This is a genomic window from Streptomyces sp. GL_140 (assembly GCF_057834465.1).
In genome coordinates this window covers 3,493,840-3,508,674 of record NZ_CM174404.1, presented here as the reverse complement: position 1 = coordinate 3,508,674, position 14,835 = coordinate 3,493,840, and the positions used below count along the sequence as shown (strand labels likewise).

Below are 14,835 nucleotides of genomic sequence, written 5' to 3'. Positions count from 1 at the left end.
CGGGTCGTCTCACCGAAGCGGCTGCGCGCGGAGCTTCATCGCTCCGCGCGCGGCCGCTTCGGTCTCGTACACCTCGCACATGTGCCGCCCGTCCGGGGTCGCCGTGTGCTCCACCTCCCACAGGCTGAACTCGCCTCCGTCCAGCAGGATGAAGGCGTGCTCGTACAGGCTGAAGCCGGCGTCCCGCCCGTCCGCCAGGTACTGCCGGGTGCCGAACGCCTGGGTGATCCGGTGCGCGTAGGCCGTCCGCAGCAGCAGCGCCACCGCGGCTCCCGGCCGGTCCGGGTTCTCCGCGCGGCGCAGGACCCGGCGGGCGTGGTCCGCGGACTCCTCCACCGCGTACTCGCGGTGCCGCTGGGCCGGGGTCGGGTTCGCGAACAGGGCGCTGAGCACCGCGATGTCGCTCTCCGGCTCCTCCTCGGCGAGCGCATCCGTCAGGCCCCACGCCACCGCCGAGGGAGCCTCGTCGAACAGCCGGGCCACGGCCAGGCATATCTCGGCCCGGCTCGCGAAGAGTTCGTAGCGGACCGCCCGGCTGCCCTCGGGGCGGTGCGCAAGCTCCCACAGAGCCACTGAATCGCCGTCGGCCAGCAGATAGGTGTACCGCCGGATCTCCCGCCACTGTCCCGCCGCCGCCGGGCCGTTGCGGGTGGTGTGGAGCGAGGAGCTGTGCGCGAGCGCGGTGGTGAGGCGCTCGGCCAACCGGTCGGGAAGGTCGAAGGAGTTGAGGGCGCGGCCCAGGAGTCGATCGAGGTGGGCCTCGGTTGTCTCGTACGGATCGCTCAAGGTGGGTCTCCAGGCCGTCGCAGCTTGTCACTTCGAGGGAGCTCAACGTAGCCCCTGGGTCTGACATCACGTCCGGGGTTCGGTAAAACGTCCGGGAAGCATCAGGGGTTCCCGCCACCCCTTGGGGTCAACCTCCGTGCAGATGGGCATGGTTGGAGCCGGTATCGGGTGGAAGGCGGGACTATGGGCCGCATGGCAACGAATACCGTAGGCGTCCCCCGTCAGCAAGGGCAGCCGCATCGCAACGACGCCGGACCGCCCGCCGCCCCCCGCGCGCTGGCCTGGCTGCTGGTGCTCACCGGGGCCGCAGGGGTGCTGGCCTCCTGGGTCATCACCCTCGACAAGTTCCTGCTGCTGGAGAACCCGGACTTCAAGCCGGCCTGCAGCCTCAATCCCGTCGTCTCCTGCGGCAGCGTGATGAAGAGCGCCCAGGCGGCGGCCTTCGGCTTCCCCAACCCGATGCTGGGGCTGGCCACCTACGGGGCGGTCGTCTGCATCGGCGCGGGCCTGCTGGCCGGCGCCCGCCACCACGGCTGGTTCTGGCTGGGACTGAACGCCGGCACCCTCTTCGGAGTCGGCTTCTGCTCCTGGCTGATGGTCCAGTCGCTCTACGAGATCAACGCGCTCTGCCTGTGGTGCTGCCTGACCTGGGTGGCCACCCTGGTGATGTTCTGGGCGGTCACCGCGTACACGGTCCGTACGGGCATCCTCCCCGCACCCGCCCCCGTACGGGCCTTCTTCGCCGAGTTCGGCTGGGCCCCGCCCGCCCTGCACACCGGAGTGATCGGGATGCTGATCCTGACCCGGTGGTGGGAGTTCTGGACGGGCTGAGGGCGCCGGAGGCACCGGCGGACGCGCGAGGGCCCCGGCAGCTGGAAGCTGCCGGGGCCCTCGTCACATCTCACCGCGTTCTTCGACCGCGTCGCTCCACGGGCGCCAGGTGCCCGGACCTCAAAAGGGGAGCGGAGATCAGCTGCCCGCGGAGGCGTTGCCGGACAGGACCGGGATGTTGTCCAGGATGTGCGAGAGCGGCTCGTCGCCCTTGGCCTGGGTGGAGTTCTCGGTGCACTGCTGGTTCTGCGGGTTGGACAGGACGCTGATGTCCTGGACGCCCACGTTGGCGATGACGGCGAGGATCGACTGGGCGTTGATCTTGGCCGGCAGGCCGATGCAGGGCTTGTTCAGGGTGCCCTGGACGACGCCGAGCTGCGGGCTCATGTCGCCGTGGGTCTTCTGGTTGCCGTAGATCTGCTGGGCACCGTTTCCGTTGACGGTGTTGATCCCGTTGTCGTTGCCGATGGCCATGGCCGGGGCCGCGACAGCAGCGCCCGCGCCGACGGCGGCGGCGGTGACCGCGGCAGCAGTCATGATCTTCTTAAGCATCTTGATCCTTTTCTCGCACGAGTGCCCGCTAGTGGAGCGCCCTGATCAACTGCCCGCACGGAGGGTTGGTTCCGCTGCTTCACTCAAACGGCCTGCGGGCCGCCGGGTTTTCCCCGGGCCGGGCGGGCCGCCCCCGGACAGGTGCGCGAAGCCCGTACGCAGCCCGGAACGGGGCCCGGAAGCGGGCGCTCCTGTTGCGGTGCGTAGAACGTGTTCGCACGGTGGGTAAGGAGGCGGATCGCTCGGGTCCGTTTTCGCACGACCACCGAAGGAACACCCATGCACCGCACCAAGGCCTCCCGCATCCGCGTCCTCGTCCCGTCGGCCCTCGCGGTCGTCATACTCACCGGCGCGGCCGCCCCCGCGGGCGCCGCCGAAGGTGCCGGTGCCGCCACGGAACGAGTGGCGGCCGCCGAGGAACTGATCAGCGAGAAGGTGGCGGCCGCCGGCCCCATCGACGACATCCTCGCGCAGGTGAGCAAGATCCTGGCGGACCTGACCAAGAGCCTGGGCACCCTGCTCCCGGGGATCAAGATCCCCGAGATCAAGCTGCCCGCCCTGCCCGCCCTGCCCGCCCTGCCGGCCCTGCCGGGGATCCCGGACATCAAGTTGCCGGAGATCCCCGCGATCCCCGGGCTTCCGGACATCCCCAAGATCCCCGACATCCCCAGCATCCCGGCCCTCCCGGTCTCCGATCCGGTCGGAGCGGTGCCGGCGGTGCCTGCCGTACCGGCTGTGCCTGCCGTACCGGCGGTGCCGGGCGTGTCCAAGGTTCCGGCGGCGGCTCCGGCCGTGCCGGGGGCCCAGGTCAAGCTGCCGATGGGCATGGTGCCCAAGCTCCCCGACTTCCGCTGGTAGGAGGCGGGGAATCGAATACGGACCCGCACGTGGTTACGACTATTGGGCTGAACAGGTCTGATCGCGTGCGGAACCGTGTCGTCTGGGGAGGTGGACCGTTTCGCTCGATGTGAGCCTCGGAACCGGGGCGGAACATCGAAGAGAAGGTGCACTTCCCATGAACACTGCCAAGAAGGCCGCCCTGGTCCTGGCCACCGCTGGTCTCGCCGCGGCCGGTGCCGCCGGCTCCGCTATGGCCGACTCGTCGGCCGAGGGCGCGGCCGTGGGTTCCCCCGGTGTCCTCTCGGGCAACCTGGCTCAGGTCCCGGTCCACGTCCCGATCAACGTCTGCGGCAACTCCGTCAACGTGATCGGTGCGCTGAACCCGGCGTTCGGCAACACCTGCGTCAACGACTGACGTCAGACGCGTCAAGCGACTGTGGGCGCCCCGGCCTTCGCCGGTGGCGCCCACAGTCGTTTCCGCGGTTCGCGCGGCCCTCCCCGTTCTCACGGGGAGTCGGAGCCGCCCCGTCAGTGGCCGTTGGCGCCGCCGTTGAGCTTCACGCCGCCCAGCAGCGGGGACGCCTGGGTGGCCCCGTTCGCGAGGTGCATGACCTCGCCCGGTGCGTTGTTGCGGACCTCGTTGACCTTCTGGACGGTGGACACGACCTTCTGGACGCTCTCGCCCTGCTCCGCCATCCCGTTGGCCAGGGTGTTGGGGAGCGACTCCGAGACGGGGTTCACCGCGCCCAGCACCTCGGTCAGCCCGCTCGTCGCGCTCATGGGGACGGCCGGCGCCTCCGAGGCGAACGCGGGGGCGGCGCCGAGGGCGGCGACGGAGCCGACGACTGCAGCGGCGACCTTCGAGAGCTTCATTATCAAGTCCTTTATCCGGGGGCGGCCAGTGGCGACCGTCGCGCCACTTTCGCCCTGGTTAACGATTCCCCGCCGCTACGGAAACGCGGAACCGAACACGGCAACGGCCGGAGAGTCCGACAAGGGACTTTCCGGCCGATATTTATTCCGATTACCAGTATTGCCGTCAGGCGATACGGGACCTCCGGTAGAGAATGGCGCCGCCCAGGATCAGGGCCGAGGCGAGAGCCGCCGCGGCGCCGGACTGCCCGGCGCCGGTCGCGGCCAGCTGCGCCGTTTCCCGCGCGGTGGCGTGGACCGGCGCCGGCTGCGCCGCGGCAGACGGGGTCACGGGTGCCGGAGCCGGTGCAGGGGCCGGTGCGACGGGTGCCGGAGCCGGGAGCAGGTGGACGGGCAGGTCACCCGCCGGGGCTGCCGGGGGCTGGTCGGCGGGCGGGACCTCCTGCTGGGCGGGCGCCGGGTGCTCCATGACCTGGCTTCCGTGCGGCGGCATCGGCGCGGGCGCCTCCTGCGTGACGGGGGCCGGGGCGGGGAGCGTGTGCGGCGCCTCCGCCACGGGGGCGGGCGCGGGCGCGGGGGCCGGGACCGGGGCGGGAGCCGGGAGCGGCTGGGGAGCCTCCTGAACCGGTGCCGGGACGGGCGCCGGAGCGGGGGCCGGTGCCGGAGCAGGCTGCGGTGCGGGCGCCTCCTGTACGGGGGCGGGCGCCGGTGCCGGCTGTGGCGCGGGCTGCGGCCTGGGCAGCGGCTTGGGAGCCGAGTGCTCCGCCGGGTGCTCCGCCTCGGGCTTCGGCTTCGGCGCCGGGGGCGCGTGGTGCGGAGCCGGCGCGGGGCCGGCGGGTGCTCGGCGTGCTGCTGCGGCCGGGGCGCCGGGTGCTCCGGCGCGGGGTGGTCGTCGCACTCCTCCTCGCCGCCCTGCGTGCCCGATTCGCCGTAGCCACCGCTGTCGTGCCGCGGGGCCCGCTCCTCGGGGCCACGGTCGCCGTAGCCGCCCTGCGCGTGCTGTTCTTCGGGGCCGCGCTCTCCGTAGCCGCCCTCGTCGCGGTGGCGCCCGGGCCCGCGCGACTCGCGCTCGTCGCGCTCGTCGAGGTAACGCTCGAATTCCTCCGCCTGCTCAGGGCTGAGGTAGCGCCCGTAGTCGTACCCGGCGTCGGAGCCGGTCGTGGTGGCGCAGTTGTTGCCCATCGCGGGGTTGAGGCCCGCTCCGGCGTCCACGGTGTTGCCGCACACGTTGGGTGCGAAGGTGATCGGTACCGAGACGCTGTTGCCGGCCAGCACACCCGGTGAATGCGAAGCCTCGGCCATGGCTCCGGGGTGCGCGTAGGCCGCGCCGGTCGCGATCGACAGCAGGCTCGACGCCGCGGCTGCGGTGAGCACCCCCTTGCCCAGTACCTGTCGGCTCAGTACCTGTCGCATGGGTCCTTCCCTGTCTACCGGCTCAGCCGCCGGTGCTGAATCGAAGGTGGCCCCGGAGTGCACCGCCGTGCACTCCGAGGCCACCCCGAGGAGGTCTGCCCTTTCGGGCAAAAGCGCTTCGTCAGTTGTTGACGCAGGTGTTGCCGAACGCGGGGTTCAGCAGCGCGATCACGTTGACGGTGTTGCCGCAGACGTTGACCGGGACGTGCACCGGGACCTGGAGCAGGTTGCCCGACAGGACACCCGGGGAGCCGACGGCCTTGCCGTCGGCCACGGAGTCGGCCATGGCGGGGGAGGCGGCACCGGCGGCCATCAGAATGCCGGCGGCCAGCACCACTGCCTTCTTGTACGTCATTTGTTTTCGATTCCTTCCCGCAGAGGCGTATCCACTGCAGAAATAACAACGAGTGGATCCGGAAAAAGAAACCGGGTGTTTTTGCGGGCCGCGCGCCAATTCACTCAGATGCTCGCGCGTCCTGAATTCTGACCCGATTTCGACGGATCTCCATTCGGGCCCCGGCATGCGGCGAGGCCGCCGCGACCCGAAGGTGCGACGGCCTCGCTGGCGCGGTGCGCGGGGTGCTGTCAGCTGCCCGCGGAGGCGTTGCCGGACAGGACCGGGATGTTGTCCAGGATGTGCGAGAGGGCCTCGTCGCCCTTGGCCTGGGTGGAGTTCTCGGTGCACTGCTGGTTCTGCGGGCTGGACAGGACCGGGATGTCCTGGATGCCGACGTTGACCGCGGACAGGACGGACTGGACGTTGGCCTTGGCCGGCAGGGCGATGCAGGGCTTGTTGAGGGAGCCCTGGATGAGCGCCATCTGCGGGCTCATGTTGCCGTACGTGGCCTGGTTGCCGTAGATCTGCGAGGCGCCGTTGCCGTTCACGGTGTTGATGCCGTTGTCGTTGCCGACGGCCATGGCCTGCGGGGCCATGGCGGCACCCAGTCCGACGAACGAGGCGGCAACCGCTGCGCCGGCCGCAAACTTCTTGATCATGATGGTCCCTTTTTTGCAGGATTGCCCGGTACTCAAGCACCCGGATCAACGGTCCAACCGCACTTCGGGTTGCGTCTCTTCACTCGGATGCCGAAGTTTCGGGCGGCACGGTTGACGTCAGTGGTTGACGCAGGTGTTGCCGAACGCGGGGTTCAGCAGGGCGATCACGTTGACCGTGTTGCCGCAGACGTTCACCGGGACGTCGACCGGGACCTGGAGCAGGTTGCCGCTCAGGACGCCGGGGGACTCCCCGGTGAAGCCGTTCGCCGTCGCGCCGTCACCGCCGTGCGCGGAGGCGAGGCCCGCGCCGCCCATCAGCATCGCGGCACTTGCGACCGCCATGGTGGTGCCGCGCACCAGCCTCTTCTTCATCTCTGTTTTTCCTTTCGATCTCGAACAGTCTTGCAAGCCATAACGACCTCCCTGCTCAGAGGGTGCGTGCTTTCGCCCAAAAGGCCGTATGCGCGAGTCCGGCGTGATTTCCCGCCTGAGTTCTGACAAAGTTCACTCCTGTTTTGTCCCCCTGATCGAAAATGGAGACAGGGTCATGGGTTCCTCCCGCAGAATCCTCGGCACGCTCGGTCTGCTGTCCTGCCTCACGCTTTCGGTGAACGTGCCCGTGGCGGGAGCCGCGGCCCCGCCGGGGGTGCGAGCTCCGCTGGTCAAGGAATCACCGAGGCTCGCTTTCACTCAGCGTTACCAGGCGGTGCAGCACGGCGGCCTGGTGCGGGCCTCCAACTCCTCCATCGGCTGCCGCAAGGAGGAGAGCCCGCAGGCCGAGCCCTGCGCCGAGATCAACAAGGGCGCCGCCGGGACCAACGGCGACTTCGAGATGTTCTACGACGAGGTCGACAAGGACCCGGACACCTACAACTCGACCCGGGCCGAGCTCAAGATCCCGCAGGGCGCGAAGGTCTCGTACGCGCGTCTGTACTGGGGCGGGAACCTGCGCGTCGGCGAGCAGAAGCCGCCGGAGGACAACGGCCGGGTGCTCGTCGCCGAGCCGGGCGGCGCGTACCGGGAAGTGCTGGCCGACACGGTCATCGGGCACCACACCGACGAGGGCAGCGACGCCTACCAGGCCTCCGCCGATGTGACCCCGCAGGTCCGCAAGGGCGGGGCCGGGATGTGGACGGTGGCCCAGCTGAACATCGCCATGGGGCACTCGCAGACGGGTGCCTGGGGCGGCTGGACGCTGGTGGTCGCCTACGAGCACCCGCGGGAGCCGGTACGGAGGGTCTCGGTCTGGGACGGCTTCGAGCAGCTGACCGCGGGCGCCGGCGAGGCGGCGGGCGAGACGGTGGAGGTCGCCGGTCTCAACGCCGCGCCCGGGGCTTCGGGGCGGGTCGGGGTGGTCGGGTACGACGGGGACCGCGGGGCCCTGGGGGACTCACTCACGGTGACCGCCGACAGTGGCCGCCGGATCAGCCTCAGCGATGGTGAAAATCCTTTTAATGATGTTATGAATTCCACGATCACGGAATTTGGGCATCACTCGTTCGTGCGACAGCCCGAACATATGAATAATCTCGGATATGACGCGGACGTGTTCGATCTGAGTCCCGCCCTGTCCGGTGGCGCCCGCAGCCTGACCTTCGGGTTCACGGGCGAAAGCCAGGGTCATTTCCTCGGTGTGCTCTTCGTTCAGACAGACGCGCGCCGCTGAACGCAGGAGACCGCTCCACGTGCCGAAACAGCCTTCTTCTCCCTCACCTTCCCCCTCAGCTTCACCGTCCCCTTCACCGTCCTCCTCCCCTTCACCGTCCTCCGGCCGGGCGGTGACCGTGCTGCACCTCGTCCAGCCCGTGGACGGCGGGGTCGCCCGCGTCGTGGTCGACCTCGTCCGCGCCCAGTCCGCCGCCGGGCTGCGGACCGTCGTGGGCTGCCCGCGCGGCGGACAGCTCGCCGAAGCCGCCCGCGCCGCCGGGGCCGAGGTGCTCACCTGGCGCGCCGGACGGGCCCCCGGGCCGGGGCTCGCCGCCGAAGTGCTCGGCGCCCGACGGGTGATCGGCCGGGTCCGGCCCGACATCCTGCACGCCCACAGCGCCAAGGCCGGGCTCGCGGGGCGGCTCGCCGTGCGCGGCGCCGTCCCGACCGTGTTCCAGCCGCACGCCTGGTCCTTCGACGCCGTAGGCGGGGCCACCGCCGCGCTCGCCCTGCGCTGGGAGCGGTTCGGGGCCCGCTGGGCCGACCGGGTGCTCTGCGTCAGCGAGGCCGAACGCCGGACCGGGGAGTCCGAGGGGATCGCCGCCCGCTGGTCGGTGATCCGCAACGGCGTCGACCTCGACCACTTCCGGCCCGGCGGCCCGGACCCGGTGCGCGACAGGGCCGGGGCGCGCGCCGAACTGCCTTGGCCCGCAGCCTTCCAGGGCGACGGGCCGCTCGCCGTCTGCGTCGGCCGGATCTGCCTGCAGAAGGGCCAGGACATCCTGCTGCGGGCCTGGCCGGAGCTGCTCGGAGCCGTCCCCGGAGCCCGTCTCGCACTGGTCGGGGACGGCCCCGACATGGAACGGCTGCGCCGCGCGGCCCCGCCCGGAGTGCACTTCGCGGGAGCCGCCCGCGACATCCGACCGTGGCTTCGGGCCGCCGATCTCGTTGTACTGCCGTCGCGGTGGGAAGGCATGGCGCTCGCCCCGCTCGAAGCCATGGCCTGTGGCCGCCCGGTCCTGGTCTCCGACGTCAGCGGTGCCCGGGAGAGCCTGCCCCCGGGGCAGGGGCGGTTGTGCCTGGTGGAGCCGGAGGACCCGACGGCGCTGGCCAAGGCCCTCGTGGGGCTGCTGGCCGAGCCGCGGCTGCTCGCCGAACTCGGCGAGCAGGCACAGCGGCACGCGCGGATGGAATTCGACGTGCGGCGGACCACGGACGCGGTCACCGGTCTGTACCACGAACTGCTGGGCAGGCCCCGGCCCTTGAACCAGGAGCGCATCAGCCGATGACGATGGACAGCGCACCCGCCCGGCACACCGGGCAGGGCGGCCCGGGGCCCGCCGGAAGCAGTACCGGCACCAGCACGGCCGGCACCACCAAGGCCGGCACCACCCTGGCCGACACCACCGCGGGCATCACCCCGGCGAGCATCACCTCCGCGAGCGCCGCCACGGTCGGCGCGGGTTCCGGCGCCACCGCCGGATCGGGCGCCACCGCCGTCCGCCGCACCGTGACCGCCATCCACCCGCCGCGCGGGCCCCAGGCCGACCAGGCCCGGACGGCCGTCCGGTCGCGGCGGGTCCGCCGCCGCGACGGGGTCCTGCCGCCGCTGACCGCCGACGCCCTGGCGGTCCTGGCGACCGCCGCCGCCCTCCCCGGGCTGGAGCCGGCCCGGGCGGCAGCCGGGCCGGCCGCCGCCCCGCTGCTCGCCCTGCTGCCCGTACTGCTGGCCGCGCTGCACGCGCAGGCCGGCCTGTACCGGCCGCGGTTCGCCCCCTCCGCGTTCCTCGAACTGCCCGCGCTGGCCGGGCGGGCCGCCGTCCTGTGGTGCGGGGCCGCCGCCGCGCTCGCCGCCTTCGCCCCGCGCGCCGCCCTGAGCTGGGCGGCGCTGCTCGCGGCGGTCTGCCTCCAGGCCGTACTGGCCTGCGCGGGACGCGGGTTCGTCAACCAGCTCCGCCGCCGCTCCCGCATCCGCCGGCCCGCCTCCACGCTCGTGGTCGGACCCGTCGCCGGAGCCGGAGCGGTCGCCGCGGCCCTGCACGGCCGCCCCGAGTACGGGCTGCGCCCCGTGGGGCTCGCCGACACCGGACCCGCCGAGGACGGGGGCGCGGGCGTCCACGTACTCGACACCCACGAGGACATCCGCCGGGCCGTCATCCAGAACTCCGTGCGCCACGCGGTCTTCACCCGCCCGCCCGAGGCCGACGAACGCACCGCCTCCCTGGTCCGGCTCTTCCACGACCACGGCTGCCGTCTCTGGCTCGCCGACCCGGCCGGCACCGCCAAGGTCACCGGCATGCGCGTCGCACAACCGGCCGACCAGCTGTGGGGGTACGCCGTCCAGCCGCTGCTGCCGCGTCCCGCCCGGCCGGTGGAGCGGTACGCGAAGCGGGTCATCGACTCCTCGCTGGCCGCGCTCGCGCTGCTGGCCGCGGCGCCCGTGATGGGCGTCTGCGCACTGGCCGTACGGATTTCCGACGGCCCGGGGGTGATCTTCCGGCAGGAGCGGGTCGGCCTCTACGGGCGCCCCTTCACCCTGCTGAAGTTCCGTACCCTGCGCGCCGACGCGCACGAGTCCGCCACCCGCTGGACGGTGGCCGGCGACTGCCGGATGAGCCCGATCGGATCCTTCCTGCGCAAGTCCTCGCTGGACGAGCTGCCACAGCTGTGGAACGTGGTCCGGGGTGACATGAGCCTGGTCGGCCCGCGCCCCGAACGGCCTTTCTTCGTCGCCAAGTTCAGCACCGTCCACCCCGGATACGAGGCCCGTCACCGGATGCCGGTCGGCATCACCGGCCTCGCCCAGATCAACGGCCTGCGCGGAGACACCTCCATCGAGGACCGGGCCCGCTTCGACAACCACTACATCGACACCTGGTCGCTGTGGCAGGACCTGTGGATCCTGACCCGCACCGCGGCCTCCTTCTTCCGCTTCCGGCTTGGGGGCAGCTGAGCATGAGCCTTGCCGTGCACCACTCATGGGGACGCCCGGACCTCGGGACCCTGCTGCGCCGCCACTGGCCGCTGCTGCCGCTGGCCGGGACCGTACTGGCCCTGCTCGTTCCGGTGCCGGCGGGTGACGCGACCGCCTCCGGGAAGGTCGGCCCGGCCGACGCCGCCTCGCTGCTGCTCGTGCTCGTCTGCGCGATCCAGGTCCTACGGGGCCGGGTGCGGCCCCTGACCCCGCTCGGGGTGCTGGTCCTGGGCCTGCCCGCCGTCGGGCTCGCCGTCTCGACCGTGACCGCCGGGGACCCCTACGCGGCCCTGCCCGGCTTCGTGCGCTACCTCCAGGTGTTCGTGCTGGTCCCGGCGGCGATCGTGCTGCTGGTGCGCGACGCGGGGGAGTTCCGGCTGGCCTCCGGGTGCTTCGTGGTGCTGGGGCTGATGCAGGGCGCGGTCGGCGTGGTGCAGTTCGCCACCCACACCGGGGCCTCGTACCAGGGCGAGGACATCCGCGCCGTGGGCACCTTCGGCCCCGGTGACGTGATGGGCATGGCCACGGTCGTCGCCTACGGACTGGTCGTCGCCACGGCCGCGGCGCTCGCCCCGGGGCTCCCGGCGCGGGTGCGCAGGCTCTCCGGCGCGGCCGCGCTCGCGCTGGCACTGCCGCTGGTGCTCTCGTTCAGCCGGGGCGCGTGGATCGCGACCTTCGCCGCTGCCGTCCTGGTGATGGGGCTGGCAGGGATCCGGCGGGCCCTGAAGGTGCTGCTCGCGCTGGCCGCGGTGGGCGTGGTGCTGGTGGGCGGGCTCGGGGTCGGCTCCGAGATGGTCGCGGAGCGGCTGACCTCGATCACCCAGGTCTCCGACGCCCCCGACCAGTCGGTGACCGACCGCTACACGATGTGGGCCGCCGCCGAGTCGATGTGGCGCGAGCGGCCTGCGGTGGGCGTCGGCCTGAAGGGCTTCCCGGCCAACCGGGACGCCCACTCCGGTCTGGCGCTCTCCTCGGGCAGCGACACCGCCGGCGCCGGCCAGGCCTTCATCCGCCAGCCGCTGCTGTCCCCGCACAACATGTACCTGCTGGTGCTGAGCGAGCAGGGGCTGATCGGACTGCTCGCGCTGGCCGGCGGCTGGGTGGCGCTGCTGGTGGCGGGCCTGCGCAGGTGCGTGGCCGGCGGACCGGCCCTGCGGGACTGCGGACTGGTGGCCACCGGCCTCCTCGTGTGGCAGCTGACCGACTTCCTCTACGCGGACATCGGCGGCCCGTCGACCGTCCTGACCGGAGTGATCATCGGCCTGGCCGCCTGGTGGGCACTGTCCTCCGGCACCGCCGGGGACGTGGTCGAGCCCGCCCCGGGCTCCGGACCGGGGCGCCGCGCCCCTGAGGGTGCGGCCGGCCGGTGACGGACACGACGCCCTGGCGGCGGCCCGCAGCCGCGGCGACCGAGGTCGCCGCGGCTGCGGGCCGTCCGCCGCACCCGCCGGCTCCGACCCTTCCGGCCCCCGCCCCGCCGCCGGCCGGCCCCGCCGATGCCGCCGCGGGCCCCGCGCCGACCCGCTCGGCGATCGGCGGCGCGGGGAGCGGACTGGCCAAGGCGGCCGCAGTCACCGCCGGACTGACCGCCGCCGGGGCGGTGTTCGGACTGGTGCGGGACCAGACCATCGCGCACCTCTTCGGCGCCGGGCACGACAGCGACGCCTTCCTGATCTCCTGGACCGTCCCCGAGATGGCCTCGACGCTGCTGATCGAGGACGCCATGGCGCTGCTGATGGTGCCCGCCTTCAGCCACGCCCTGGCCCGCCGGGCCGCCAGCCGGGCCGGGCTCACCCGCAAGGAGGCCCGCGCGCAGGACCCCGTACGGCTGCTCGTCGGGGCGACCCTGCCCCGGCTGGCCGTGCTGCTGGCCGCCGTGGCCTCCGTGCTCATCGTCGCCGCGCCCCTCGTCGTGGGGATCCTCGCACCCGGGCTGCCCGATCCCGATCTCGCCGTCGAATGCACCCGGATGACCGCCCTGACCGTGCTGTCCTTCGGGGTCGCCGGATACTTCAGCGCCGCCCTGCGGGCGCACCGGTCCTTCGTGCCGCCCGCCGCGATCTACGTGTCGTACAACGTGGGGATCATCGGCACCATGGTCGCCCTGCACGCCCTGTGGGGGGTGCGCGCCGCCGCCGCGGGGGTGGCCGTCGGCGGGATGCTGATGGCGCTGGTCCAACTGCCCGCCTTCATCCGCAACGTGGGCTTCGGCCCGCCCCGCGCCAAGGGCGCCCCGCGCAGCCAGCGGGACCGTGACCGGCCGACGCTGATCGCCTTCGGGGTCATCGCCCCGGTCATCTTCTTCGCCGTCTTCCGGCAGTCGCAGGTCCTGGTCGAGCGGTTCCTCGCCGCCTCGCTGCCCCCCGGCGCCATCTCGCACCTGAACTACGCGCAGAAGGTCGCGCAGATGCCGATGGTGCTGTCCCTGATGATCTGCACCGTCACCTTCCCCGTCGTCGCCCAGGCCATGGCCGGCGGGGAGCGGGAGAAGGCCCGGCGGCGGGTCGAACAGGACCTGGCGCTGGCCTCGCTCGCCGTGCTCATGGGGACCGCGCTCGTCATCGGGTACGCGCCCCAGATCATCCAGGTGCTCTTCGAGCGCGGGGCCTTCAGCCACCAGGACACCCTCGCCACCGCTTCCGTCATGCGGGTCTACGGCCTCGGGTTGCTCGGCCACTGCCTCGTCGGGGCGCTGTCCCGGCCCTTCTTCTCGACCGCCCGGCCCACCTGGTTCCCGGCGCTCGCGATGGGCGCCGGCCTCCTCGTCAACATCGTCGCCGGAGCCTTCGCCGTCAGCTGGTGGGGCACCTACGGGATCGCCGCCGCCAACGCGGCCGGGATCTCCACCACCGCCGTGCTCCTGCTCACCGGACTCGGTACGCGGATCATCGCCATCCAGGTCCGCCGGGTCGCCATCAGCATCGGACGGCTCTCCGTCGCGGCCTTCGCGGCCTGCGCCACCGGCTGGATCGCCGGGCCGATGATCCCCGACCCGCTGGTCAGCGCCGTGCTCGGCTGCCTGCTCGTCCCTGCCATGTTCGGGGCCACCGGCATGGCCATACGGGCTCTGGAAGTCACCGCCCTGCCCGGCCAGATCGCCCAGCTCACCGCTCAGCTCACCTCCCAGCTCACCCAGAGGTTCCGCAATGTCCGCTGACACCGAAACGGCGCCCCCCGCCGCAGTGGTCCCCCCGCGCCGGGCCGCGTCCCCGTGGGTCCTGATGTACCACTCCGTCGCCGAGTTCACCGATCCCGCCGAGGACCCGTACGGCATCACCGTCACCCCGCACGCACTGGAGGTCCAGCTGCTGTGGCTGCGCGCCCGCGGCCTGCGCGGGGTGTCCGTCGGCGAGCTGCTCCGGGCCCGCTCGGCCGGGCACGGCGCCGGGCTGGTCGGCCTGACCTTCGACGACGGCTACACCGACTTCCTGACCCGCGCGCTGCCGCTGCTGCGCCGCTACGACTGCACCGCCACCCTCTTCGTCCTGCCGGGGCGGCTCGGCGTCGACAACGTGTGGGACCCGCTCGGCCCCCGCAAGTCCCTGCTCACCGCCGAGGGCATCCGCGAAGTCGCCGCCGCCGGCCAGGAGATCGGCTCGCACGGGCTGCTGCACCAGGACCTCACCGCCGCCCCGGACGACGTGCTCCACCAGGAGCTGCGCGGCAGCCGCGAGCTGATCCGGGAGCTCACCGGAACCATGCCCGCCGGGTTCTGCTACCCGTACGGGCACCTCGACGCCCGGGTCGTCGCCGCCACCCGGGACGCCGGGTACGGGTACGCCTGCGCGATCTCCCCCGGACGGCTGGCCGGGCCGCACGCGATGCCCCGTACGCACATCAGCCAGGCCGACGGCGGCCCGCGGCTGCGCGTCAAGCAGGCCCGCCACCAGGTCCGCGAGCTGCGGCGGGCGGTGCACTGGTGA

At 72.5% G+C, this 14,835-nt stretch carries 17 protein-coding genes; 9 read left to right on the top strand and 8 right to left on the bottom strand.

Translation table 11 applies throughout. The annotated features are described in order from the left end of the window. Positions 1–9 precede the first annotated feature (9 nt). Complete coding sequence (locus AC3IYJ_RS16230) at positions 10–786, bottom strand: DUF6227 family protein (RefSeq protein WP_489401991.1); 777 nt, start codon at positions 784–786, stop codon at positions 10–12. Positions 787–978: 192 nt separating this feature from the next. Here AC3IYJ_RS16230 and AC3IYJ_RS16225 point away from each other — a divergent pair, with 192 nt between their 5' ends. Continuing rightward, entirely contained in the window at positions 979–1,617 is a 639-nt protein-coding gene (locus tag AC3IYJ_RS16225) for a vitamin K epoxide reductase family protein (protein WP_489401990.1), read from the top strand. 138 nt (positions 1,618–1,755) lie between these two features. On the opposite strand, the gene AC3IYJ_RS16220 is transcribed toward AC3IYJ_RS16225, so the two are convergent. Further along, a complete protein-coding gene (locus AC3IYJ_RS16220) occupies positions 1,756–2,169 on the bottom strand; it encodes a rodlin (RefSeq protein WP_384654280.1) in 414 nt (137 codons plus the stop codon). A gap of 279 nt (positions 2,170–2,448) precedes the next feature. Between AC3IYJ_RS16220 and AC3IYJ_RS16215 the strand changes: the two genes are divergently transcribed. After that, positions 2,449–3,027, top strand: a complete 579-nt coding sequence (locus tag AC3IYJ_RS16215; RefSeq protein ID WP_489401989.1) for a hypothetical protein — start codon at positions 2,449–2,451, stop codon at positions 3,025–3,027. A 157-nt stretch (positions 3,028–3,184) separates the two neighbouring features. Beyond that, the gene (locus AC3IYJ_RS16210) at positions 3,185–3,424 is read left to right on the top strand and encodes a chaplin (RefSeq protein ID WP_112450817.1); all 240 of its coding nucleotides are present in this window, start codon (positions 3,185–3,187) and stop codon (positions 3,422–3,424) included. Positions 3,425–3,537: 113 nt separating this feature from the next. Here the strand turns inward: AC3IYJ_RS16210 and AC3IYJ_RS16205 are convergent, their stop codons facing one another. From AC3IYJ_RS16205 to AC3IYJ_RS16180, 6 genes are all read right to left on the bottom strand, one after another. Further along, a complete protein-coding gene (locus AC3IYJ_RS16205) occupies positions 3,538–3,882 on the bottom strand; it encodes a hypothetical protein (RefSeq protein WP_489401988.1) in 345 nt (114 codons plus the stop codon). A gap of 166 nt (positions 3,883–4,048) precedes the next feature. Next, a complete protein-coding gene (locus tag AC3IYJ_RS16200) occupies positions 4,049–4,213 on the bottom strand; it encodes an LPXTG cell wall anchor domain-containing protein (RefSeq protein ID WP_489401987.1) in 165 nt (54 codons plus the stop codon). Next, positions 4,210–5,295, bottom strand: coding sequence for a chaplin (locus AC3IYJ_RS16195; protein WP_489401986.1), 1,086 nt, complete (start codon positions 5,293–5,295; stop codon positions 4,210–4,212). Before AC3IYJ_RS16195 ends, AC3IYJ_RS16200 begins: the two co-directional genes overlap by 4 nt. 121 nt (positions 5,296–5,416) lie before the next feature. Beyond that, on the bottom strand, positions 5,417–5,650 hold the full coding sequence (locus AC3IYJ_RS16190) for a chaplin (RefSeq protein ID WP_384653780.1): 234 nt from the start codon (positions 5,648–5,650) through the stop codon (positions 5,417–5,419). Positions 5,651–5,880: 230 nt separating this feature from the next. Beyond that, positions 5,881–6,291, bottom strand: a complete 411-nt coding sequence (locus AC3IYJ_RS16185) for a rodlin (protein ID WP_489401985.1) — start codon at positions 6,289–6,291, stop codon at positions 5,881–5,883. A gap of 117 nt (positions 6,292–6,408) precedes the next feature. Continuing rightward, positions 6,409–6,663, bottom strand: a complete 255-nt coding sequence (locus AC3IYJ_RS16180) for a chaplin (protein ID WP_489401984.1) — start codon at positions 6,661–6,663, stop codon at positions 6,409–6,411. Positions 6,664–6,766: 103 nt separating this feature from the next. On the opposite strand from AC3IYJ_RS16180, the gene AC3IYJ_RS16175 reads away from it, so the two are divergent. From AC3IYJ_RS16175 to AC3IYJ_RS16150, 6 genes are all read left to right on the top strand, one after another. Then, the gene (locus tag AC3IYJ_RS16175) at positions 6,767–7,957 is read left to right on the top strand and encodes a DUF3344 domain-containing protein (protein WP_489402837.1); all 1,191 of its coding nucleotides are present in this window, start codon (positions 6,767–6,769) and stop codon (positions 7,955–7,957) included. Positions 7,958–8,069: 112 nt separating this feature from the next. Further along, positions 8,070–9,227, top strand: a complete 1,158-nt coding sequence (locus AC3IYJ_RS16170) for a glycosyltransferase family 4 protein (protein ID WP_489401983.1) — start codon at positions 8,070–8,072, stop codon at positions 9,225–9,227. Further along, complete coding sequence (locus AC3IYJ_RS16165) at positions 9,224–10,891, top strand: exopolysaccharide biosynthesis polyprenyl glycosylphosphotransferase (RefSeq protein WP_489401982.1); 1,668 nt, start codon at positions 9,224–9,226, stop codon at positions 10,889–10,891. The genes AC3IYJ_RS16170 and AC3IYJ_RS16165 overlap by 4 nt, the downstream gene beginning before the upstream one ends. Positions 10,892–10,893: 2 nt before the next feature. Then, on the top strand, positions 10,894–12,282 hold the full coding sequence (locus AC3IYJ_RS16160) for an O-antigen ligase family protein (protein WP_489401981.1): 1,389 nt from the start codon (positions 10,894–10,896) through the stop codon (positions 12,280–12,282). After that, entirely contained in the window at positions 12,279–14,069 is a 1,791-nt protein-coding gene (gene murJ, locus AC3IYJ_RS16155; protein WP_489401980.1) for a murein biosynthesis integral membrane protein MurJ, read from the top strand. Before AC3IYJ_RS16160 ends, murJ begins: the two co-directional genes overlap by 4 nt. Then, positions 14,059–14,835 carry a polysaccharide deacetylase family protein gene (locus tag AC3IYJ_RS16150; protein ID WP_489401979.1) on the top strand — a complete coding sequence of 259 codons (777 nt, stop codon included), beginning with the start codon at positions 14,059–14,061 and terminating at the stop codon, positions 14,833–14,835. The genes murJ and AC3IYJ_RS16150 overlap by 11 nt, the downstream gene beginning before the upstream one ends.

Bases quoted from the DNA above. Each gene is read 5' to 3' on its own strand.
- AC3IYJ_RS16225 (WP_489401990.1), top strand. From the start codon at position 979: ATGGCAACGAATACCGTAGGCGTCCCCCGTCAGCAAGGGCAGCCGCAT.
- AC3IYJ_RS16220 (WP_384654280.1), bottom strand. From the start codon at position 2,169: ATGCTTAAGAAGATCATGACTGCTGCCGCGGTCACCGCCGCCGCCGTC.
- AC3IYJ_RS16215 (WP_489401989.1), top strand. From the start codon at position 2,449: ATGCACCGCACCAAGGCCTCCCGCATCCGCGTCCTCGTCCCGTCGGCC.
- AC3IYJ_RS16210 (WP_112450817.1), top strand. From the start codon at position 3,185: ATGAACACTGCCAAGAAGGCCGCCCTGGTCCTGGCCACCGCTGGTCTC.
- AC3IYJ_RS16205 (WP_489401988.1), bottom strand. From the start codon at position 3,882: ATGAAGCTCTCGAAGGTCGCCGCTGCAGTCGTCGGCTCCGTCGCCGCC.
- AC3IYJ_RS16195 (WP_489401986.1), bottom strand. From the start codon at position 5,295: ATGCGACAGGTACTGAGCCGACAGGTACTGGGCAAGGGGGTGCTCACC.
- AC3IYJ_RS16190 (WP_384653780.1), bottom strand. From the start codon at position 5,650: ATGACGTACAAGAAGGCAGTGGTGCTGGCCGCCGGCATTCTGATGGCC.
- AC3IYJ_RS16185 (WP_489401985.1), bottom strand. From the start codon at position 6,291: ATGATCAAGAAGTTTGCGGCCGGCGCAGCGGTTGCCGCCTCGTTCGTC.
- AC3IYJ_RS16180 (WP_489401984.1), bottom strand. From the start codon at position 6,663: ATGAAGAAGAGGCTGGTGCGCGGCACCACCATGGCGGTCGCAAGTGCC.
- AC3IYJ_RS16165 (WP_489401982.1), top strand. From the start codon at position 9,224: ATGACGATGGACAGCGCACCCGCCCGGCACACCGGGCAGGGCGGCCCG.
- AC3IYJ_RS16160 (WP_489401981.1), top strand. From the start codon at position 10,894: ATGAGCCTTGCCGTGCACCACTCATGGGGACGCCCGGACCTCGGGACC.
- AC3IYJ_RS16150 (WP_489401979.1), top strand. From the start codon at position 14,059: ATGTCCGCTGACACCGAAACGGCGCCCCCCGCCGCAGTGGTCCCCCCG.